Origin of the sequence: Pseudomonas sp. MPFS (assembly GCF_022537035.1) — a bacterium.
GTDB lineage: Bacteria > Pseudomonadota > Gammaproteobacteria > Pseudomonadales > Pseudomonadaceae > Aquipseudomonas > Aquipseudomonas sessilinigenes.
Genome location: NZ_CP066123.1, coordinates 4,633,669 through 4,653,291, shown reverse-complemented (window position 1 = coordinate 4,653,291; position 19,623 = coordinate 4,633,669). Strand labels below are relative to the sequence as shown.

20 protein-coding genes are annotated in these 19,623 nt (G+C 66.0%); 8 read left to right on the top strand and 12 right to left on the bottom strand.

The window, feature by feature from the left end; genetic code table 11:
• Positions 1-140: 140 nt before the first annotated feature.
• A complete protein-coding gene (locus tag I9018_RS21340; protein ID WP_068582857.1) occupies positions 141-1,292 on the bottom strand; it encodes an MFS transporter in 1,152 nt (383 codons plus the stop codon).
• 469 nt (positions 1,293-1,761) lie between these two features.
• Between I9018_RS21340 and I9018_RS21335 the strand changes: the two genes are divergently transcribed.
• Positions 1,762-2,232 carry an Lrp/AsnC family transcriptional regulator gene (locus I9018_RS21335; protein ID WP_241107438.1) on the top strand — a complete coding sequence of 157 codons (471 nt, stop codon included), beginning with the start codon at positions 1,762-1,764 and terminating at the stop codon, positions 2,230-2,232.
• A 3-nt stretch (positions 2,233-2,235) separates the two neighbouring features.
• On the opposite strand, the gene I9018_RS21330 is transcribed toward I9018_RS21335, so the two are convergent.
• Positions 2,236-3,126 (bottom strand): LysR family transcriptional regulator, encoded by an 891-nt coding sequence (locus tag I9018_RS21330; RefSeq protein WP_068582862.1) that lies wholly within the window; start codon positions 3,124-3,126, stop codon positions 2,236-2,238.
• Between the two features lie 99 nt (positions 3,127-3,225).
• Between I9018_RS21330 and I9018_RS21325 the strand changes: the two genes are divergently transcribed.
• Positions 3,226-4,224 carry a cyclase family protein gene (locus I9018_RS21325; RefSeq protein WP_241107437.1) on the top strand — a complete coding sequence of 333 codons (999 nt, stop codon included), beginning with the start codon at positions 3,226-3,228 and terminating at the stop codon, positions 4,222-4,224.
• 67 nt (positions 4,225-4,291) lie between these two features.
• The gene (locus I9018_RS21320) at positions 4,292-5,287 is read left to right on the top strand and encodes a diaminopimelate epimerase (protein ID WP_241107436.1); all 996 of its coding nucleotides are present in this window, start codon (positions 4,292-4,294) and stop codon (positions 5,285-5,287) included.
• A gap of 39 nt (positions 5,288-5,326) precedes the next feature.
• On the opposite strand, the gene codA is transcribed toward I9018_RS21320, so the two are convergent.
• The 8 genes from codA to I9018_RS21280 all read right to left on the bottom strand — a co-directional run bounded on the left by codA (position 5,327) and on the right by I9018_RS21280 (position 11,708).
• Positions 5,327-6,589, bottom strand: coding sequence for a cytosine deaminase (gene codA / locus I9018_RS21315; RefSeq protein ID WP_241107435.1), 1,263 nt, complete (start codon positions 6,587-6,589; stop codon positions 5,327-5,329).
• A gap of 134 nt (positions 6,590-6,723) precedes the next feature.
• The gene (gene codB, locus I9018_RS21310; protein WP_241107434.1) at positions 6,724-7,992 is read right to left on the bottom strand and encodes a cytosine permease; all 1,269 of its coding nucleotides are present in this window, start codon (positions 7,990-7,992) and stop codon (positions 6,724-6,726) included.
• 193 nt (positions 7,993-8,185) lie between these two features.
• Positions 8,186-8,383, bottom strand: coding sequence for a helix-turn-helix transcriptional regulator (locus tag I9018_RS21305; RefSeq protein WP_068582874.1), 198 nt, complete (start codon positions 8,381-8,383; stop codon positions 8,186-8,188).
• Positions 8,380-8,754 carry a hypothetical protein gene (locus I9018_RS21300; RefSeq protein WP_124348113.1) on the bottom strand — a complete coding sequence of 125 codons (375 nt, stop codon included), beginning with the start codon at positions 8,752-8,754 and terminating at the stop codon, positions 8,380-8,382. Before I9018_RS21300 ends, I9018_RS21305 begins: the two co-directional genes overlap by 4 nt.
• 81 nt (positions 8,755-8,835) lie before the next feature.
• Positions 8,836-9,459, bottom strand: coding sequence for an NUDIX hydrolase (locus I9018_RS21295; RefSeq protein WP_241107433.1), 624 nt, complete (start codon positions 9,457-9,459; stop codon positions 8,836-8,838).
• A gap of 116 nt (positions 9,460-9,575) precedes the next feature.
• A complete protein-coding gene (locus I9018_RS21290; RefSeq protein ID WP_124348111.1) occupies positions 9,576-10,028 on the bottom strand; it encodes a GNAT family N-acetyltransferase in 453 nt (150 codons plus the stop codon).
• A 115-nt stretch (positions 10,029-10,143) separates the two neighbouring features.
• Positions 10,144-10,500, bottom strand: a complete 357-nt coding sequence (gene queD / locus I9018_RS21285) for a 6-carboxytetrahydropterin synthase QueD (RefSeq protein WP_022639769.1) — start codon at positions 10,498-10,500, stop codon at positions 10,144-10,146.
• Between the two features lie 128 nt (positions 10,501-10,628).
• On the bottom strand, positions 10,629-11,708 hold the full coding sequence (locus tag I9018_RS21280) for a patatin-like phospholipase family protein (protein ID WP_241107432.1): 1,080 nt from the start codon (positions 11,706-11,708) through the stop codon (positions 10,629-10,631).
• A gap of 151 nt (positions 11,709-11,859) precedes the next feature.
• Between I9018_RS21280 and I9018_RS21275 the strand changes: the two genes are divergently transcribed.
• The 4 genes from I9018_RS21275 to I9018_RS21260 are packed head-to-tail and all read left to right on the top strand — an operon-like array spanning position 11,860 to position 14,460.
• Positions 11,860-12,168 carry a PepSY domain-containing protein gene (locus I9018_RS21275; protein WP_068582891.1) on the top strand — a complete coding sequence of 103 codons (309 nt, stop codon included), beginning with the start codon at positions 11,860-11,862 and terminating at the stop codon, positions 12,166-12,168.
• The gene (locus tag I9018_RS21270) at positions 12,168-12,482 is read left to right on the top strand and encodes a PepSY domain-containing protein (protein WP_068582893.1); all 315 of its coding nucleotides are present in this window, start codon (positions 12,168-12,170) and stop codon (positions 12,480-12,482) included. The genes I9018_RS21275 and I9018_RS21270 overlap by 1 nt, the downstream gene beginning before the upstream one ends.
• Positions 12,482-13,150 (top strand): response regulator transcription factor, encoded by a 669-nt coding sequence (locus tag I9018_RS21265; RefSeq protein ID WP_068582895.1) that lies wholly within the window; start codon positions 12,482-12,484, stop codon positions 13,148-13,150. The genes I9018_RS21270 and I9018_RS21265 overlap by 1 nt, the downstream gene beginning before the upstream one ends.
• Positions 13,147-14,460: a sensor histidine kinase gene (locus I9018_RS21260; protein WP_241107431.1), complete on the top strand. Its 1,314-nt coding sequence runs from the start codon at positions 13,147-13,149 to the stop codon at positions 14,458-14,460. The genes I9018_RS21265 and I9018_RS21260 overlap by 4 nt, the downstream gene beginning before the upstream one ends.
• A 160-nt stretch (positions 14,461-14,620) precedes the next feature.
• On the opposite strand, the gene I9018_RS21255 is transcribed toward I9018_RS21260, so the two are convergent.
• Complete coding sequence (locus tag I9018_RS21255; protein ID WP_241107430.1) at positions 14,621-16,768, bottom strand: methyl-accepting chemotaxis protein; 2,148 nt, start codon at positions 16,766-16,768, stop codon at positions 14,621-14,623.
• Between the two features lie 383 nt (positions 16,769-17,151).
• Between I9018_RS21255 and I9018_RS21250 the strand changes: the two genes are divergently transcribed.
• Positions 17,152-18,468, top strand: coding sequence for a Na+/H+ antiporter family protein (locus I9018_RS21250; RefSeq protein ID WP_164487374.1), 1,317 nt, complete (start codon positions 17,152-17,154; stop codon positions 18,466-18,468).
• A 60-nt stretch (positions 18,469-18,528) separates the two neighbouring features.
• Here I9018_RS21250 and I9018_RS21245 read toward each other — a convergent pair whose 3' ends face one another.
• Positions 18,529-19,431, bottom strand: coding sequence for a DMT family transporter (locus tag I9018_RS21245; RefSeq protein ID WP_241107429.1), 903 nt, complete (start codon positions 19,429-19,431; stop codon positions 18,529-18,531).
• Positions 19,432-19,623: the final 192 nt, after the last annotated feature.

The following is a 19,623-nucleotide window of genomic DNA, read 5'->3' as shown; positions in this document are numbered from 1 at the left end:
CTGCCGCAGGCTGCGTACGGCTGCGCAGCAGACGCTGGTGTTGTCGGCGCGTCGGGCCTGGTACGCGGGGTGCGAGGCCTGCGGGTGCTGCGCCCCGTGCGCAGCTTTGCAGGCTCAGCAGTGGCTACATGGCCGGGGGCTCAGACCTTGAGCACCTTGCTGCTGGCGGCCACTGCCAAGAGCGCCGCGGCAATCAGGCCGAAGGCTGCGCTCAGGCTGCTGCCATGGGCGATGAAGCCGATCACCGCCGGCCCGGCGAGGATGCCGGCGTAACCCAGGGTGGTGATGGCCGGGACGGCGATGGCCTCGGGCATGACTTTCTGCTTGCCCACTGCGGTGTACAGCACCGGCACTATGTTCGAGCACCCCGCGCCCACCAGGGCGTACCCCAGCAGCGCCGCTTCCCAGGCCGGGGCCAGGGTGGCCAGCAGCATGCCGGCCGCCGCGGTGGCACCACCGATGAAGATCACCCGACGGGCGCCCAGGCGATGGACGATGGCATCGCCAGTCAGGCGCCCGGCGGTCATGGTCAGGGCGAAGGCGGCATAACCCAGGCCGGCGTAGGCGGTGTCCAGGCCGCGCTCGGCGGTGAGGAACACCGCGCTCCAGTCCAGCACCGCGCCTTCGGCCAGGAACACCACGAAACACAGGCACCCGATGAACAGCACCACGCCGTGGGGCACGGCAAAGGCCGGTCCCGAGCTCTGGCTGCCGTAGGGCAGCATGTGCGGTGCGGACTTGGCCAGGGCCAGGAGCATCAGTACCACCGCCGCCAGGGTCGCTCCCAGGGGCGACAAACCCAGGCCCAGCAGGGCGCTGACGCCAGCGGCGCCGACGATCCCGCCGAGGCTGAACATGCCGTGGAACCCCGACATCATGGTCTTGCCGCTGGCTCGCTCGACGATCACCGCTTGCAGGTTGACCGTGGAGTCCACGGTGCCGAGCCCGGCGCCGAACATGAACAGGGCGAACATCAGCGACGGCGCCGACGCCAGGGTCGCCAGCAAGGGCAGGGCAATGCAGATCAGCAAGGTGCCAACGGCCATCACCCGCCGGCAGCCATGGCGCGCGGCCAGGGCGCCGGCGATGGGCATCGCCAGGATCGAGCCTACGCCCAGGCACAACAGCAGCAAGCCCAGAGTGCCCTCGTCGAGTCCGGCTCGGCTCTTGGCGTAGGGCACCAGCGGAGCCCAGGCGGCGATGCCGAAACCGGCGATGAAATAAGCCACGCGGGTGGACATCTGTTCGAGGCGGCCGGGGGTGGCCTGGAAGTGGGTGTTGCTGGCAGTCATAAAAATCCTTGCTGGCCGGGCATCGTGCGGGGGACCGCCGATCGTGCCGTCTCGCCGACCCTGTGCTGGTAGGGCCCGGTGTCGGTGGCGTCTTCACTATTGGTCAGGAGCATGGGCGAACGGATACCAGGGTAATCCGCCACCGGTCGCCAGGTAGCGCAGGTCACCCGTGCGGTCGAGTCGGGGATTGTGACAAATCTGGCGAGCCAAGGTTGCAGAAATAACCCTATGGGGCCTGACCGCGATTCGCCTCGTGGCTGATCACCCCAGGGGCGTCGAGCAGAGGCAGTCTCGCCCGGGCAAGTATTCCCAGGGGGAGGCCCAGGAATTGGCGAGCGCCCTGAGGTTGTCATTGGATCGCTGCGGCAGGCCGGAACAAACTTGCGCAGGCAGCGCGTTCGTTGCGCATAATCGCGCGCTTTTGCGCAATATCATTCCACTTCCCCCGTGCCGTATCCGGAGCCCCGCCATGACCACCAGCCTCGACGCCTACGACTTGAAGCTGCTCGCCGAGCTGCAGCGCGATGCCAGCACCGCGCAGAGCGAACTGGGGTTGCGGGTCAACCTGTCCACCGCGGCGGTCAACCGCCGTCTCAAGCGCATGGCCGAGGAGGGGGTGATCGAACGCTATACCGCAGTGGTCGCCCCCGATGCCCTGGGCCATGAGCTGAGCATCATCGTCGAGGTGGAAGTCGAGAGCGAGCGGATCGACCAGCACGATGCGCTCAAGCGCAGCTTCCAGGCCTGCCCCCAGGTCCAGCAGTGCTACTACGTGGCGGGCGAGTGCGACTTCGTGCTGATCTTTTGCGTGCGCAGCATGGCCCAGTACAACCAGCTGACCCGCGAGCTGTTCTTCGACAACCACAACGTCAAGCGCTTCAAGACCCTGGTGGCGATGAACCGGGTCAAGGTCGGGCTGGAGGTGCCCACCGTTGATTGATCTTCAAGGCTGCTGCAAGGCCTCGACCAGGAAGTCGACGAATACCCGGACCTTCTGCGACAGGTGCCGCTGGCTAGGATACAGGGCGTAGATGTGCCGGCTGGGCAGGCTCTGGTCGGGCAGTACCCGCAACAATTGACCGCTGTCGAGCAATGGCTGGGCGACGAAACCGGGCAGGGCGCCGATGCCCAGGCCGGCCACCAGCATGTCGGCCAGCATCAGGCTGTTGTCCACCGCGAAATGCACCGGCAGCTCCAGCCGGGTGTGGCCTTCGGGACCTTCCAGTTGCCAGCGCCCGGGATGCTCGGCCAGGCGATAGGCCAGCCAGCGATGCGAGTGCAGGTCGGCGATGCCCACTGGCGTGCCCTGGGCCTGGAGATAGCCCGGCGCGGCGCAGATCACCTGCTCGACCTGGCCCAGGTGGCGGGCGATCAGCGATGAGTCTTCCAGTTGGCGGCGGATCCGCAGCGACACGTCGAACCCTTCACCCACCACATCCAGCACCTGATCGTTGAGGGTCAGGTCCACGTGCAGTTGCGGATAGCGCTGCATGAAGGCCACCAGGATCGGCGACAGCACCTTGAGCCCGAACGACAGCGGCGCGTTGACCCGCAGGCGCCCGCCAGGCTCGCTCGACCCGGCCTGGGTGGCGCGCTCCAGGGCGTCCAGTTCGTCCAGCAGGTGGCAGCACTCGGTGAAGTAGCTTTGCCCGGCTTCCGACAGGCTCATGCGTCGAGTGGTACGCAAGATCAACAAGCTGCCCAGGCGTTCCTCCAATTGCCGGACCTGCTTGCTCACCGCGGCGGTGGACTGCCCGAGGTCGGTGGCGGCAAGGCTGAAACTGGCGCGTTCCACCACCCGGCGAAAGGTGCGCATGGCCATCAGTACATCCATATTGTTTCCCTTAAGTTGAATATCTATTCACCAATTGGCTGATTATCTCTGAATAAGCGACCAATACCATGGCCACCTCTACTTCAAAGGAGTGTTGTCATGGGTATCCGCGCAATGTCGAAAATCCTTCCCGGGGTCCTGGCCCTGTCGCTCATCAGTGCCGCCTGCAGCGCCGCCACCGCGCAGCAGCCAGACGTGGGCATCAGCCCCTGGGGGCCGAAGGACGAGATCGGCCGCCTGAACCTGATCACCCCACAATCGCGGGCGGCGATCATGTCCCGGGTCAGTGGCGAGCAGGCCTACGACCTGGCGGTGGACTACTTCGTCGGCATGCCCAGCTGGCAGGCTGCCGGCGATCCGCCGTACCAGATGTGGATGACCCACACCCCCCACGGCAATGTGATCGCCGACCCGATGCAGGTCGGCGAGCCAATGAACCAGCACGTTAGCTACAGCGGTTCGGCGGTGTCGATGTACGCCCACATGGGCACCCATATCGACGCCCTCAACCACTTCGGGCTCAACGGCAAGATCTGGAACGGCTTCCGCGCCGACCAACACCTGGGCGACCGGGGCTGGAACGTCACCGGGGCCGAGAAGCTGCCACCGATCATTGCTCGCGGGGTGATGATCGATGTGGCCGCGGCCAAGGGCCTGGACCAGCTGGCCGACAGCTATCGGGTGACCCGCGCCGACCTCCAGCAGGCCCTGGCCAAGCAGAAGGTGGCCCTGGAGAAGGGCGATGTGGTGTTGATCCGTACCGGGCGCATGCGTGACTACGAGAACGCCCAGGTGTACATGGCCAACCCGCCGGGCCTGAGCCTGGATGCCGCCAAGTTCCTGGTGGAAGAGGGCGGTGCCATGGTGGTGGGGGCCGACAACCTGAGCTTCGAGACCTTCCCGTCCGAGATCGAGGGCAACTACCTGCCATTGCACACCTACCTGCTGGCGATGCAGGGCGCGCCGATCATGGAGTTGGTGAATCTCGAGGGCCTGGCCCGGGACAAGGTCTACCAGTTCGCCTTTATCGGTGCCTCGCTCAAGTTGCGTGGTGCCGATGCGGCGCCGATCCGGCCGATGGCCCTGCCGATTCGCTGATCTCCCCTCTGGTACAGCCGTGGCATTGGCCGTACTGTCAGCGGCTGGTTTTTTCCGGAGATGGGCGATGGCGGCGTTCTACGATGCACGGGGCAATATCTATGGCGTGGTCTCGCCGGCGGCGTTGCGGCGCCTGGGGGTGGCCCTGCCGGGCACAGCGGCCCAGGCGGCGCGGGACCGACGGCTATGGGCCGAGCAGGCCATCGCCGCCTTGTGCGACTGGGCGCCGGGCAGCCGCCCGGCCGGAGCCAAGGCCCACCGCAGCGATGGCCTGTTGGTGGGGCCATTCCAGGAGGCGGCGCCGTTCGACCTGCTGATCGTCAACACCGACGGCACCCTGGCCGAGCGCAGCGGCAACGGCCTGACGATCTTCTCCCAGGCCCTGACCGAGCAAGGGCTGCTGCAGGACCCGGGGCAGACCCTGTTGCAGGTCCATCACGACCAGGGCGCCGGCCTCTCGCCAGTGACCACGGCCGTGGAGCCAGCCCAGGTGGCGGGTGTGCAGGGCTTCTGGCTGGATCTCGGGCAACCGGCGTTCGGCCCCGAGGCGGTGGCGGCCCTGGGCGTCGAGGCAGTGACGTTCAATGGACGCCAACTGAGCCAGGTCGGTCCGTTGCAGGCGCTGAACCCGCAATGGGAATACAGCCAGTTCGTGCGGGTCGGCAATCCCCATTGCGTGACCCTGGTGGATGAGCCCAGCGCCTTGCCGGACAACCGGCAGATGCTTGAGCCGCCCTTGGCCGAGGGCCTGACCGCCACGGCCTTCGCCTTGCCGGTGGGCAGTGGCGAGCCGTGCCCGGCCGGGGTCAACCTGCAATGGGCGGTTCGCGAGTCGGCGCAGCGCATCGTGGCCCGGGTGTTCGAGCGGGGCGAGGGGCCGACGGCGTCCTCCGGCACCAGTGCCAGTGCCGTGGCCTGCGCCGCCTGGCGAGTGGGTTGGGTCAAGGCCGGCGAGGTGCAGGTGGTGATGCCGGGCGGCACCGCGCCGCTGCGCCTGGAGGAGCGCGACGCAGTCCTGCATCGCGTGAGCCTGTTCGGCACCGCCCAACGCATTCCCCTGTAGCCGCTGCCGAGCTGGCGAGGCTGCGCCGCGGCCCTGGGGCTACAGCGCGGTGTCCTGCAACTGCACCTGGGCCATCTGGCGTTGCATCAGCACCTTGCCGTGGCGGATCGAGTACAGCGGCAGGCCCTGGCTGCGGAGCATTTCGTAGTCGCTGTCGGCGGACAGGATCAGCAGGTTCGCCGGGCGTCCTTCCTCCAGGCCGTAGCGCTCACCCAGGGCCAGGGCCTTGGCGCTGTTGTCGGTGACCAGGTCCAGGGCGCTTTGCAGGTTGCTGTAGCCGAGCATGTGGCAGATGTGCAAACCGGCTTCCAGCACTCGCAGGATGTTGCCGTTGCCCAGGGGGTACCAGGGATCGACGATGGAATCCTGGCCGAAGCAGACGTTCATGCCCGCATCCAGCAGCTCCTTGACCCGGGTGAGCCCGCGGCGCTTGGGAAAGGTATCGAAGCGGCCCTGCAGGTGGATGCTCTCGGTCGGGCAGGAGACGAAGCTGATCCCGGAATGCCCCAGCAAGCGGAACAGCTTGGCGCAGTAGGCGTTGTCGTAGGAACCCATGGCCGTGGTGTGGCTGGCGGTGACCCGCGAGCCCATGTCGCGGCTGCGGGCCTCTTCGGCCAGCACCTCGAGAAAGCGCGAGTGCGGGTCATCGGTCTCGTCGCAATGCACGTCCACCAGGCAGCCGGTGCGTTCGGCCAGGTCCATGAGGAACTTCACCGAGCTCACGCCCTGGTCGCGGGTGTATTCGAAATGCGGGATGCCGCCCACCACGTCGGCCCCAAGACCAATGGCTTGTTCCATCAGTTGGCGACCATTGCGGAACGATTCGATGCCTTCCTGGGGAAAGGCGACGATCTGCAAGTCCACCAGGTGCCGGGCCTGCTCGCGGACTTCGAGCATGGCCTTGAGCGCGGTCAGGTCGGGATCGGTGACATCGACATGGGTGCGCACATGCTGGATGCCATGGGCCGCCAGGGCACGCAGGGTCTTGTGGGCCCGGGCGCGGGTGTCTTCGGCGGTGATGCTGGCCTTGCGCTCCCCCCAGCACTCGATGCCTTCGAACAGCGTGCCGCTCATGTTCCAGCGTGGCTCGCCAGCGGTCAGGGTGGCGTCCAGATGGATGTGTGGCTCGACGAAAGGCGGCACCACCAGGTTGCCGCCGGCATCCAGGTGCTCCGGGCCAAAGGCCGGGAGGGGGCTTGGGCTATCGGGGGCCTGGCGGACGATGCGAGCGATGCGGCCATGCTCCAGGTGCAGTTGGTGCAGGCCTTCGCGGTGGCGCAGGCGGGCGTTGGTGATCAACATCGGGACGGCTCCTTGGATCAGGCGGTCAGTCGCCAGATCCGGGGCTAGCCCCTGGTCCGGCGATCATTGGACAAGTGCGGGCCATGATAGACCCGTGGCGTGGCGAGGGAACAAGCCTGCGTGCAACCTCGGGTTCAACCGGCATCGACCACCACCGGTGCGCGGCCGCCGAGCATCGCGCTGAGCAGGACATAACCCAGGCTTGCGACGCCGATGCCCACCAGGGGCGCGATCCAGGGCGAGCCGAAGGCCGCCAGGGTGCCGGCAGCGTAGGCCCCGAGGCCAGGCCAGTTCCAAGCAGGCAGCGAACTCTCGGCCAGGCGCGGGTAGCGACCGCGCCAACGATAGAAGAAGTCGGCCATGATCACGCCGCCAATGGGTGGGATCACCGTGCCCAGCAGGATCAGGTAGGGCACCAGCAGGTCGTACATGCCGAGCATCGCCAGCAGGGTACCGATCACGGCACCGAACAGGGTCACGGTCTTGCGTCGGTCGGTGCGCAGCAGGTTGCAGCCGGCCACCGCGAAGTTGTAGATGGTGTTGTCCTGGGTGCTCCAGATATTCAGCAGCAACATGGCCATGGCGGCCATGGCAAAGCCCTGCAACAGCAGCACTTCGACCACGTCCGGCTGCTGGTAGACGATGGCGCCATAGGCCCCGATCAGCACCATCAGGCCGTTGCCGATGAAGAAGCCGATCAGGCTGGCGCTGATGGCGACCTTGGCCGAGCGCGAGAACCGGGTCCAGTTGGTGGCCTGGGTGGCGCCACTGACGAAGGTGCCGAAGACCAGGGTGATGGCGGTGGAAAGGTCCAGGCTGGTACTGGGCACGACCGCGAGCAGGCCGTCGAGACCACCGATCCTGGCCGTGGCGACGCCCATGGACAGGATCAGCAACAGGCCCATGGCCGGCACGGCGATCCACGAGAGAATCTCCAGCCCGCGGTAGCCGATATAGGCCGTGGCACAGAACCCCATGCCGAACAGCAGCATCAAGCCCAGCACCGCTCCCTGGTCCAGGTGGAGGTACTTGCCCAGCACCACCGCCGCGGTGGCGGTGCCCCAGGCGTACCAGCCGATCTGGGTAAATCCCAGGATCAGGTCGCTGAGCTTGCTGCCTCGCTCACCGAAGCAGAAGCGTCCCATCAGTGCCGAGTTGAGCCCGCTCTGGAAGGCGATATAGCCCAGGCTCGCGGCATACAGCCCCAGCAGCAGGTTGCCCAGGACGATCACCGTCAAGAGGGTGGTGAAGTCGTAGGCCACCCCCAGCTTGCCGCCGGCGAACATGGTCGCGGTGAAGAAGGTGAACCCCAGCAGCACCATGGCCATGGAGGCCAGGCCCTTGCGGGCATGCTGCGGGACTTCGCTCAAGGGGTAGTCGTTGCCGGGTGCGTGCTGGGTCATGGCCTGTCCCTGGTCTGAGTGGTACCACGCTTTTGCAGGTGCCGTGCCAATCCTGGGAAGCGATGGCCGGTGCTCGCCGCCGGGTTCAGGGCGACCCAGCAGTTATAGCCAATGCCCGGGCCGGTGCGATCGATTCTGTCGCTGTAAAACGGTGCAACCCGGGCTGGATCGGCTTGGCGTGCCCTACGCCAGGTCAATCCGGGTCAGGGCTGAAAATGCCTTCGATGGGCATCTGGAAGGCCTGTGCGATCTTGAAGGCCAGGGGCAGGCTGGGGTCGTAGCGGCCGGTCTCGATGGCATTCACCGTTTGCCGTGAAACCCCGAGCCGGGTAGCCAGTTCAGCCTGGGACCAGCCTTGCCGGGTGCGCAGTTCGCGTACCTGGTTGTTCATTGGTAGCGCCGCATGCCGGCCACCGTGGCCAGGGCCCAGATCAGGCCCATCAGCGGCCACACGTAGAACATCGAGAGCCTGGGCAGGCCGACGGTCTCCAGGAAACCGTAGCTGAAGGTGATCAGCGCGGTGCAGACGAAGGACAGGGCCAGGGCCTCGAGCTGGACGCGCCGGACCATTTCGTCCAGGCGCCGCAACTGCCGGACGACCGCCAGGGCCATGGCGATCATCGGTACTACCGGTACCAGGGCCAGGGCGATCTTGCCCGGGCCTGGCTCCATATCCGCCAGCCAATGGCTGCTGAGCAAGACACAAGCGATATAGGCCAGCAGGGTCAGGGTGAATTCCACGATATAGCGCTTGGCGCCCATGAGCGATCTCCTTATGTAAAGTGAGCTTTACATTAGGTGGGGCGAATGACGGTGTCAAGCTCACTTTACATCAGAGGGTGCTCAGTCGAATTGCACCTGCACGGTCTTGCCCTGGTGGAAGTCGAACGCCTCGCGGATATCCCGCTCCACCGTGCGTCCTTGGGATAGCTGCGGTAGTTGGTCCAGGGCAAAGAAGGCGGCCTCGCTCGCCTCGCTGCCGGCCACTGGCGCAGCACGGTGCTGGCGCTCACAGAGAAAATACAGCTTGTAGAAGTCGCGATGGTCGGCCTTGTAGGGGCCCTTGGCCTTGTGCCGGACGCTGTACAGGCCGCGTACGGCCACCTCGATCCCGGCCTCTTCGTGGATTTCCTTGATCACGTTCTCGCTGGCCGACAGGCCGACGTCGGCAAAGCCGCCGGGCAAGGCCCAGAGACCGTCGGCCATCTCCCGTACCAGGAGGATCTTGTGGTCCTCGATCAGTGCGCCGCGCACTTCCACCATGGGCGTCGAATAGCGCTGGGCGAAGTCCGATACCAGCCCGGTGATGCGCTCCAGCGGCACATTGCCCAGTTGCGCGAGCATCTGGTGGGCAATATCGGCGATCTCCTGGTAGCGCTCGCGGTCGTGAATGTCCTTGCAAAAATGCAGGCCGGTCGAGGCGATGGCTTGCAAGCGTTTGGCATGGGTCAGCCAACTGCTTTCCATGATGGGCTCCTGGAGGGTCTAGGGCGAAGGTCGTTGTTTTAAGGGTTCAAGAGGCGAGGATCAAGCCTTGGCGGCCGTGGCCGGGGCGGCAGGCCTGCTTGTCGCGATCGAGCGGATCAGTCCAGGGCCTTGCTCATGTAGACCCGGTGCAGCCCGTTCTCCACTGCGCGATGGGTCTCGACGTAGCCATGGCGACCGTACAGGGCAATGTTCTCGCTCATGGCCTGGTTGGTGTAGAGGCGCACGCAACTGTGGCCGGCGGCCAGGGCCTGCTGTTCGGCGAAGGCCAGCAGCTGGCGGCCATAGCCACGCCCCTGGGCCTCGGGGCTGACCGCAAGGTTGTCCAGCAGCAGCGTTTCCTGGGCATCGAGCAACACAATGAAGCCCGCGATGGCTTGCTGGTCCTCCAGTACCCAGACCTGGGCTGCCAGCACCAGGCACGAATAATCCTCGAGCATCGGTGCCGGTTGGCGACCGATTCGAGCGATGTAGGGGGCATAGGCCCTCTTGGCGATGCTTTCGATGGCCGGGAGATCGTCGGGTACGGCTGGGCGAATGATCGATGGCATGGCGCGGATGCTCGGCAGTCGAGGAGACGGGGCAAGCATAGGCCTGAACGTCGGTACGTGTGAGCCTGCCGTACGGTGGGCTGGGCCAGGCGCTTGCTCCCCGGCCCTTGCGGGCTTATTCGCCGCGATAGATGCAGCCGCTGGTGCAGGTTTCGTGGATACGAATGGCACTGAGTTCCGGCAGCAGCGGCTTGAGCTCATTCCAGATCCATTTGGCGAGGACTTCGCTGGTAGGGTTTTCCAGGCCGGGGATGTCGTTCAGGTAGTTGTGGTCCAGGCGCTCGTACAGCGGCTTGAAGATCGCCTTGATTTCCGAGAAGTCGCGGATCCAGCCGGTGTGTGGGTCCACCTCGCCGCTCAGGTGGATCGCCACCTTGAACGAGTGGCCATGGAGGCGGCCGCACTTGTGGCCCTCGGGCACGAAAGGCAGGCGGTGGGCGGATTCGAAGGTAAATTCTTTGAAGATTTCCACGGTGTCGGTCAGCTCTGTCGGATGGCATCGCCCTGGGGCGAAATGAGGCAGGCGGCGAGTCTATCAGCTTGCCCCACCGCTTGCGGAAAAACCCTGACTAAAGGGTCAATCCGCAGCCATGCCGGGCATCAGAGGCTTTGCAGGCGTTCGCCCAGGCGATCCTGGCTGGCCAGTTCGAGGAACTCGTCGCCCAGGCGCCGGCTTTCGTCCATGGCGCTGCGCCAATATTTCTGCCGGCTGGCGTCGTCGCCCATGAAGCGCTTGAAGTCGTTGCGGTCCGGCAGCTTGCCGTAGGGCAGGCGCGCCAGGTACTCCCGGGAGGGAGCCAGCAGCAGTACGTCCCGCAGGCGCTCGGGGCTGGCTCGGCGCCAGGGCAGGGTCTTGTCGAACCAGCCGGGGATCACCCGGTCGGTGAAGTGGGGGTAGAGCACGATATCGCTGCCGCTGTAGGGCAGGTCCAGGTGGTAGTCCAGCAGGCCGCCGTCGCGGAAGGTGCCGGCCCCGGCGCCAGGCAGCTCGCGTACGCCCTGCATGACCATGGGGATCGAGCCCGAGGCCAGCAGGGCCTGGCGCAGGTTGCCGCGATCCAAGGGGACGAAGCGCGACGGGAAGTCTTCCAGGGCGTGCAGCGGCGGCGCCAGGCGCGGGTCGTGCAGCACCAGGCGCTCGAAGTGCCGCGACAGGCGCGCGCGGCCCCGCAGGTTGTCGGCGATCACCGAGGACAAGCCCAGGCCCAGGCGCCCGCGATGGTCATCGGCCAGCAGGCCGTGGCTCTTGACCACCATGATGTTCAGCCGGTACTGGGGGTTGTCGAGGATGCTGGCATCGCGGCCTTCGAGCAGGTCGTCGAGCATCTGTCGCGAGCTCTGGCTGATCTGCGCCATGGTCACGCCTTTGGCGAAGCTCTGGGCGTTGTACAGCTGGCCCAGGCGGCGGATGCCTTCGGCGGCATCGGGCAGGCAGGCGCTGGCGAACCGCCAGGAGCCCACCGAGGCGCCGATCAGCGAACGCTCGCGGGGGACGGCGGGCAGCCACTCACCGAACAGCGCCAGGTCCAGGCCCTGGATGCCCAGGGCCTTGGGGCCGCCGGCGGCCCCCGGCAAGGTGCCGACTTCCCCGGCGTGCAGACCTTGGCGGCGGATGCGCGCTAGGGCCCGGGGGCCGGCCTTGAGGGTCAGGGCGGGAAACTTGATATGGATGGCAGGCATACCGGGCTCGCTTACGGATCAGCCGTCGAGTATAGAGAACCCTGGCACCGCGGGCCGAATGAAAGTTCTGTCAGGCGCAAATGGCCATTCAGTTTCAATTAAGTTGTCACGGGTATCTTGGCGCCATTGGCCACCGACCTGGAGACTTGCCATGAAAACCCTCAGTGCCCTGTTGGGCGCCAGCCTGATTGCCATGACCGTGGGCCTGGTCCATGCCCGCGACCTGGGGCCCGACGAGGCCCTGCGGCTGCGCGACGCTGGTACCATTGTGTCCTTTGAAAAACTCAATGCCACGGCCCTGGCCCGGCACCCTGGAGCACGCATCGGCGAAACCGAGCTGGAAGAGGAGTACGGCAAGTACATCTACCAGGTCGAGCTGCGTGACCCACAGGGGCTGGAATGGGACCTGGAGCTGGACGCCGTGAGCGGCCAGGTACTCAAGGATCATCAGGACACCTAATGAATCGCAGATTGCACATCGGCAGCCGGGCAGCCCTGGCGTTATGGCTGTGCTGCTCGCTGGCCCTGGCCCGCGACCTGGACCAGGACGAGGCCCTGCGCCTGCGCCAGCAGGGGGTGATCCTGCCTCTGGAACAGTTGCTGCAGCAGGCCATGGATCGTTATCCGGGGGCCAAGTTGCTGGAGGCCGAGCTGGAGGAAAAGCACGATGTGTACATCTACGAAGTGGAACTGCTGACCGTGGACGGCGTGGTCCGCGAGCTGGACCTGGACGCCGCCACCGGGCGCCTGTTGAAAGACGAGGAAGATGACTGATGCGCCTGCTCCTGGTGGAAGACCATGTATCCCTGGCCGACGAATTGCTCGAAGGGCTGAATCGCCAAGGCTATGCCGTGGACTGGCTGGCCGATGGGCGCGATGCCCTGTACCAGGGGGCCAGCGAGCCTTACGATCTGATCATCCTCGACCTGGGCCTGCCCGGTGTACCGGGCCTGGATGTGCTGCGCCAATGGCGTGCCGAGGGCCTGGCCACCCCGGTGCTGATCCTGACGGCCCGGGGCTCCTGGGCCGAGCGTATCGAAGGGCTCAAGGCCGGTGCCGACGATTACCTGAGCAAGCCGTTCCATCCCGAGGAACTGCACCTGCGGGTCCAGTCCCTGCTGCGCCGTTCCCATGGCCAGGCCAACCAGCAAACCCTGCAGGCTGCCGGCCTGCACCTGGACGAGGGGCGCCAGTGCGTGGTCCGCGATGGCCAGGACGTGCAACTGACGGCTGCGGAGTTTCGCCTGCTGCGCTACTTCATGCTGCATCCGCAGCAGATCCTCTCCAAGGGGCATTTGGCCGAACACCTCTACGACGGTGAGACCGAGCGCGATTCCAATGTCTTGGAAGTCCACGTCAACCACCTGCGGCGCAAGCTTGGGCGCAGCGTCATCGAAACCCGTCGGGGCCAGGGCTATCTGTTCGGCGGGGCGGCTTCGTGAGGTCGATCCAGCGCCGCCTGAGCCTGGGCCTGGTCAGTGTGATGCTGGTGGTCGGGCTGGCGCTGGCACAGACCAGCCTGTGGCTGTTCGAGGTAGGCCTGCAACGCTACCTGGAGGCCGGGCTGCGCAACGACAGCGAAAGCCTGCTGCTGGCCCTGGTGCGTGGCCCGCAAGGGTTGCAACTGGACGAGCGACGGTTGTCGCCGGCCTATCAGCGACCGTTCTCCGGGCATTACTTTCGCATCGACTTCGCCGATGTGCACTGGCGTTCCCGTTCGCTGTGGGACCAGGAGCTGCCGCAGTTGGAGCAAGCCGGGCTGCAAGGCAACTTGCAATTGGGGCCTGAAGGCCAGCAGCTGCTGGTGTTGCGCAGTGACTACAAGCGCCTGGGGCAATCGATTTCCATCAGCGTGGCCCAGGACTACACCCCCGTGCGCGAGAGTTTCCAGCGCATGCGCCAGATCGGCCTCGGGCTGGGCCTGGCAGGCTTGCTGTTGATCCTGCTGTTGCAGCGCCTGACCGTGCGCCGGGCGTTGCGTCCGTTGGAAACCGCCCGTGAGCAAATCGCCCAGTTGCAGATGGGCCAGCGCTCGCAACTCGATGCCCAGGTCCCGGTGGAGCTGGAGCCGCTGGTGGCCCAGGTCAACCATTTGCTGACCCACACCGAGGACAGCCTCAAGCGTTCGCGCAATGCCCTGGGCAACCTCGGGCATGCCCTGAAGACGCCCCTGGCGGTGTTGCTGAGCCTGGCGTCGGGGCCGAAGTTGGCGGCCCAGCCGGAGGTGCGGCGGATTCTTTTGCAGCAGCTGGAGCAGGTGCAGTCGCGGCTCAACCGCGAATTGAACCGGGCGCGGCTGGCCGGCGATGCGCTACCCGGCGCGTTGTTCGAGTGCGATGCCGAGTTGCCGGGGTTACTGGCGACCTTGAACATGATCCATGGCGAGCACCTGGAACTCAGCTACCACGCGGCATCGGGGCTGCGCCTGCCCTGGGATCGCGAGGACCTGCTGGAGCTGTTGGGCAACCTGCTGGACAACGCCTGCAAGTGGGCGGATGCGCAGGTGCAACTGAGTGTCGAGGAGCGAGCCGCGGGTTTCTGCCTGGCCGTGGACGATGACGGCCCGGGGATTCCGGAACAGCGCCGGGACGAGGTCTTCAGCCGTGGCGCCCGGTTGGATGAGCAGACCGACGGCCATGGGCTGGGGCTGGGGATCGTGCGCGATATCGTCGAGGCCTGGGGCGGTCGCCTGAGCCTGGGACAAAGCCCCCTGGGCGGCTTGCGGGTCGAGATCGAGCTGCCCCGGCGCTGAGCTTGCCAGGTGTCACTGTCCGCTGCTGCCGGGTGGCGGGCTGGGGGTGTCGCCGCTGTCGAAGGCGGCGATCGATCCCGAAGGGGACGCCGCCTTCGATGGCACCGAAGGCCCTTCGGGTCTTGTCGCAACCTGGCGGGCTCGGCGGCGGCTACGGGGATCAGACGCGGAACTGATCCATCAGGCTTTGTTGCTGGTTGGCCAGGCTGTTCAGCGACTGGCTGACCCGTGCCGATTCGTTGGCCTGTTCCGACAGCGATTCGGTGACGTCGCGGATGGTGGCGACGTTGCTGTTGATTTCCTCGGCCACGGCGCTCTGCTGTTCGGCGGCGCTGGCGATCTGCAGGTTCATGTCGCTGATCACCGTCACCGCATCGCCGATCTGGCGCAGGGCGGTCACGGCCTGTTCCACCTGCTCGACGCTGCCCTGGGCCTGGCGATGGCTGTTGCCCATGGAGGCCACCACGTCGCGGGTGCCGTTTTGCAACTGTTCGATCACCTGGCGGGTTTCCTCCACCGACTCCTGGGTACGCTGGGCCAGGTTGCGCACTTCATCGGCCACTACCGCGAAGCCACGACCGGCTTCCCCGGCCCGGGCTGCCTCAATGGCGGCGTTGAGAGCCAGCAGGTTGGTTTGTTCGGCGATGGTGCGGATGACCTCCAGCACCGAGCCGATCTGTTCGCTGTCGCTGGCCAGGCCTTCGACCTGGCCCATGGCGGTGCTCATGTCGGCGGCCAGCAGGTCGATGCTGCGGGTGGTGCGGTCGATCACGGTCAGGCCCTGCTGGGTCGCCTGGTCGGCATCCCGTGCGGCCTGGGCTGCCTGGGCGGCGCTGCGGGCCACGTCCTGGGCCGTGGCGCTCATCTCGTGGGACGCGGTCGCCACCTGGTCCACCTGGCGGTACTGCTGTTCCATGCCGGCGCTGGTCTGGGTGGCGATGGCCGAGGATTGGTCGGCGGTGCCCCGGGCATCCTGCACCGAGCGTTTGACCTCGGCAATGATCGGTTGCAGCTTGTCCAGGAAACGGTTGAACCAGCCGGCCAGTTGTCCCAGTTCGTCGTGCTTGTCGTAGGCCAGGCGGCGGGTCAGGTCGCCTTCGCCGCTGGCGATGTCTTCCAGCATGCTGGCCACGCCGAGGATCGGCCGGGTCACGCTGCGGGCCATCAGCCACACCAGCAGCAGGCCGATCACCGCGGCCAGCAGGCCCAGGCCCAGCTCCATCAGGGTGCCGCTGCTGTTGCTGGCATCCAGTTCGTTTTTCAGCGCCTCGGCCGGGCCCACCAGGACCTTTTCCGGTACGTCCAGCAGCACGCCCCAGGGCTTGCCGCCAGGAATCGGGGTGAACGGCGCCAGCACCTTGAGTTCGTGGTTGTTGTGCAGGCTGCGGGTCTGGGTGCTGCTGGCCAGCTGGCGGATCAGCTCGGCGCCGTTGGCGCTGTCGACGCTGTCCAGGCGCTGGCTGAGCTTGCTGGCATCGGGGCTGTAGCCGGCCAGCAGGCCCTCGGGGCTTATGATGCTGACGCTGGTCTGGCCGGAATAGAGTTTGCGGCTGGCGTTCTGGCTGACCGCTTGCAGGCTGTTGAGGTTGATGTCTACCGACAGCGAGGCGATGACCTTGCCGTCCACCCGCAGCGGGAAGACGATGCTGGTCATCAGCACCTTCTGGCCGTTGATGTCATAGAAGTAGGGTTCGATCACGCAGGGCTTGAGGGTACTGCGCGGGCAGGTGAACCAGGCATTGGCCGGCTGGCCGCTGGGGCCGGTGCGGGTGTTGCTCATGTCGCTTTCCGGCAGCGCCATGGCGGTCAGTTGGCCCGGGGTCGGCTGCGACCAGTACAGGGCGAAGCGGCCTTTCTCGTTGCTGCCCAGTTCGGTCTGGCCGTTGAACAGGCTGTCCTTGCCATCCAGGGCATTGCCCTCGAACACCAGGGACAGGCCCAGCAGGTCGGGGTTGGCCTGCAGTGCCGACTTGACCTGGCGGGTCAGGTCTTCGCGCAGGTCGAAGGCGTCGAGAAAGCGTTTCTCGGCCTGTTCACGCAGGAACAGCACCTGGCGCGAGAAGCCGTGGCCGTACTGATAGGCGTCCATGAACTGCTGGCGAATCCCCAGGGCCTGGACTTCGCCCTGGGCTTCGATCCGGGCCTGGGCGGCTTCGTTGAGCATCTCCATGCTCGAGGCCTTGACCATCTCGGAGCTGTGCTCCATGCGATACAGCGAAAGCCCCACCAACAGCGACACGATGCCCAACAGGCAGAGTCCGGCCAGCAAGGTGATCTTCCATTGGATGGAGAGTTGTCTGAGCGACATGGAGACGTCCTTTATTCGATAAATATCTGAGACTTTGCACTGTAGCGGCCGTTGGTCGGGTTTCTTTAAACGGGCGTTCGAAATCCGTCACCCCTCATCTGTGTAGCCGCTGCCGAGCCCGCGAGGCTGCGACAAGGTCCGCAGGACCTTCAGCGCTCTTGCGACCCATGCGGCCCTGCGGGCCTTACGCAGCTTGCGGCAGTGGCTACACGAAGCCGGGTGCCGGTGGGCGCCGGGCCGCGGTTTTGACAAGCCGGGCCCACTGCTGCAAAGTGCGCGCCCTCTAATAACAAGCTCTTTCATCCCGATGTCGGCAGCGTGCTGCCCTCCGGTCGGTCACTGGCTTTTGCGCGGCTTTTGCCCGCAGTAATGAGGTAACGATGATTAACGCAGTAATTGCCGCGGTAGGCGTGATGCTGGTGCTCAGCCTGTCCCGCGTGCATGTAGTGATCGCCCTGATCGTGGGCGCGCTGGTGGGCGGCCTCACCGGCGGCCTGGGGATCGAGGCCACGCTCAAGGCCTTCAACAGCGGCCTGGGCGGCGGGGCCACGGTGGCCCTGTCCTATGCCTTGCTCGGGGCCTTCGCCGTGGCCATCGCCAAGTCCGGCCTGGCCCATGCCCTGGCGGACAAGATCCTGCTGCTGGTGGATCGCCAGGATGCCAATGGCGGCGGCCAGGTCAAATGGTTGCTGATCGGCCTTTTGTGGGTGGTGGCCATCGCCTCGCAGAACATCCTGCCGATCCACATCGCCTTCATCCCGCTGCTGGTGCCGCCGCTGCTCTATGTGCTGACCAAGCTGCAATTGGACCGGCGCCTGATCGCCTGCGTCATCACCTTCGGCCTGATCACCCCCTACATGTTCCTGCCGGTGGGCTTCGGCAACATCTTCCTCAACGAGATCCTGTTGGCCAACGTCGCCCGCAGCGGTGTCGACATCAGCCAGGTCAACGTCACCCACGCCATGGGCATTCCCGCCCTGGGCATGGTCTGCGGCCTGTTGCTGGCGTTCGTCAGCTACCGCAAGAAGCGCGTCTACGACCTGGGCCGGATCGAGAAGGTCGAGCAGGTGGAGGTGCAGTACAACCCGCGGACCCTGATGGTGGCGGGCCTGGCCATTGTCGCCGCGTTCGTCATCCAGCTGCTGCTGGACTCGATGATTATCGGTGCCCTGTGCGGTTTCCTGATCTTCTCGATGTCGGGCATCGTGCGTTGGCGCGAGACCGACGAGCTGTTCACCGAAGGCATGAAGATGATGGCCATGATCGGCTTCATCATGATCGCCGCCTCGGGCTTCGCCGAGGTGATGAAGGCTACCGGTGAGGTCAACAGCCTGGTGCAAGCCTCGGCCAGCTGGATCGGCCACAGCAAGGGCGTGGGCGCGCTGCTGATGTTGCTGGTGGGCCTGTTGGTGACCATGGGCATCGGCTCGTCGTTCTCCACCGTGCCGATCCTGGCGGCGATCTTCGTGCCGCTGTGCGTGCAACTGGGCTTCAGCCCGGTGGCCATCGTCTGCATCGTCGGCACCGCCGGGGCCCTGGGCGACGCCGGCTCGCCGGCCTCGGACTCGACCCTGGGGCCGACCTCGGGCCTGAACATCGACGGCCAGCACCACCACATCTGGGACACCGTGGTCCCGACCTTCCTGCACTACAACCTGCCGCTGCTGGCCTTCGGCTGGGTCGCGGCCATGGTGCTCTGAGCAGCATTCCCGCCCGGGGAGCCGCGCTGGCTCCCCTTTGGCCTCAGGCCGTCCTGCCGATCACTTGAGCAATGGCTTGCCTGGCGAGGGCGCGCTGCACAGGCGCACGCCCAGGGCGGCGAGTACCACACCGCCCCACGCCAGCCAGGGCATCGGTTCGCCCAACAGCAGCCAGGCCACCAGGGCCGCGCCGGGCGGCACCAGGAAAAACACCGCCGACACCCTGGCGGCCTCGTTACGCCGTACCAGCAGCATCAGCAAGGCGATCGCCAGCAACGAATTGAAGAACGACAGGTAGCCCAGGGCGCCGACGAAGGCCCAGTTCCACTGGAGCGGCTGGGCGTTGAAGGTCAAGGCCAGGGGCGATACCAGCAGCATGCCCAGCAGGTACTGGCTGAACAGCGAAAGAACGATGGGCTGCGGGGTCGAGGCCTTCTCCAGCAGTACGCTGGCACTCAAGCCCAGCAGCGACAGCCAGGCCAGGCCCATGCCCAGCGCGGTGAAGCGTTCCACGCCGGACTTGGCCAGGATCACCACCGCCGCCCCGAAAAATCCCAGCAACAGCCCCAGCCATTGGCGACCGGCTACTGGCGTGCGCAGCAGCAAGGGCGAGGCGACGCCGATCACCACCGGCTGCAGCGAGACGATCAGTGCCAGCAGGCCGGCGCTGATCCCGGCGTCGATGGCCAGGTAGGTCCCGGCGAAGTACACGCACTGCATGAGCACGCCACTGGCGATCATCGCCAGCAGGGGCCGGCCCCGGGGCAGGGGCGGGCGCTGCACCAGCACCACGGGCAATAGCACCAGCACCACGATTACATAGCGCAACCACAGGAACATCATCGGGCTGCTGTATTGCAGCCCGACCTTGACGATGGCGAAGCCGGACGACCAGAGCACGAGGAACAGCGCGCAGATCAGTCGATCCGGCCGATTGCCCAGGGTGGCAGGCAAGCCGCTCACACAATGCCTGCGTCGAGGCGTTCGTCAGGCTCGATTCCTGTCCGGTGGGCGATTGGCAATGCCTGCATCTACGGCTCCGTGATTGAGGGCTGGCGGGTAGCGAGGGCCTGGTCCTGGGATATCAAGGGCCCGGGGAACTGACCTGCAGGTTATGTAGCCACTGCGGTGGCGTCCAATATCGGCTGCATATGC

Coding starts and splice junctions, on each gene's coding strand:
- I9018_RS21340 (WP_068582857.1), bottom strand. CDS start 1,292: ATGACTGCCAGCAACACCCACTTCCAGGCCACCCCCGGCCGCCTCGAA.
- I9018_RS21335 (WP_241107438.1), top strand. CDS start 1,762: ATGACCACCAGCCTCGACGCCTACGACTTGAAGCTGCTCGCCGAGCTG.
- I9018_RS21330 (WP_068582862.1), bottom strand. CDS start 3,126: ATGGATGTACTGATGGCCATGCGCACCTTTCGCCGGGTGGTGGAACGC.
- I9018_RS21325 (WP_241107437.1), top strand. CDS start 3,226: ATGGGTATCCGCGCAATGTCGAAAATCCTTCCCGGGGTCCTGGCCCTG.
- I9018_RS21320 (WP_241107436.1), top strand. CDS start 4,292: ATGGCGGCGTTCTACGATGCACGGGGCAATATCTATGGCGTGGTCTCG.
- codA (WP_241107435.1), bottom strand. CDS start 6,589: ATGTTGATCACCAACGCCCGCCTGCGCCACCGCGAAGGCCTGCACCAA.
- codB (WP_241107434.1), bottom strand. CDS start 7,992: ATGACCCAGCACGCACCCGGCAACGACTACCCCTTGAGCGAAGTCCCG.
- I9018_RS21305 (WP_068582874.1), bottom strand. CDS start 8,383: ATGAACAACCAGGTACGCGAACTGCGCACCCGGCAAGGCTGGTCCCAG.
- I9018_RS21300 (WP_124348113.1), bottom strand. CDS start 8,754: ATGGGCGCCAAGCGCTATATCGTGGAATTCACCCTGACCCTGCTGGCC.
- I9018_RS21295 (WP_241107433.1), bottom strand. CDS start 9,459: ATGGAAAGCAGTTGGCTGACCCATGCCAAACGCTTGCAAGCCATCGCC.
- I9018_RS21290 (WP_124348111.1), bottom strand. CDS start 10,028: ATGCCATCGATCATTCGCCCAGCCGTACCCGACGATCTCCCGGCCATC.
- I9018_RS21280 (WP_241107432.1), bottom strand. CDS start 11,708: ATGCCTGCCATCCATATCAAGTTTCCCGCCCTGACCCTCAAGGCCGGC.
- I9018_RS21275 (WP_068582891.1), top strand. CDS start 11,860: ATGAAAACCCTCAGTGCCCTGTTGGGCGCCAGCCTGATTGCCATGACC.
- I9018_RS21270 (WP_068582893.1), top strand. CDS start 12,168: ATGAATCGCAGATTGCACATCGGCAGCCGGGCAGCCCTGGCGTTATGG.
- I9018_RS21265 (WP_068582895.1), top strand. CDS start 12,482: ATGCGCCTGCTCCTGGTGGAAGACCATGTATCCCTGGCCGACGAATTG.
- I9018_RS21255 (WP_241107430.1), bottom strand. CDS start 16,768: ATGTCGCTCAGACAACTCTCCATCCAATGGAAGATCACCTTGCTGGCC.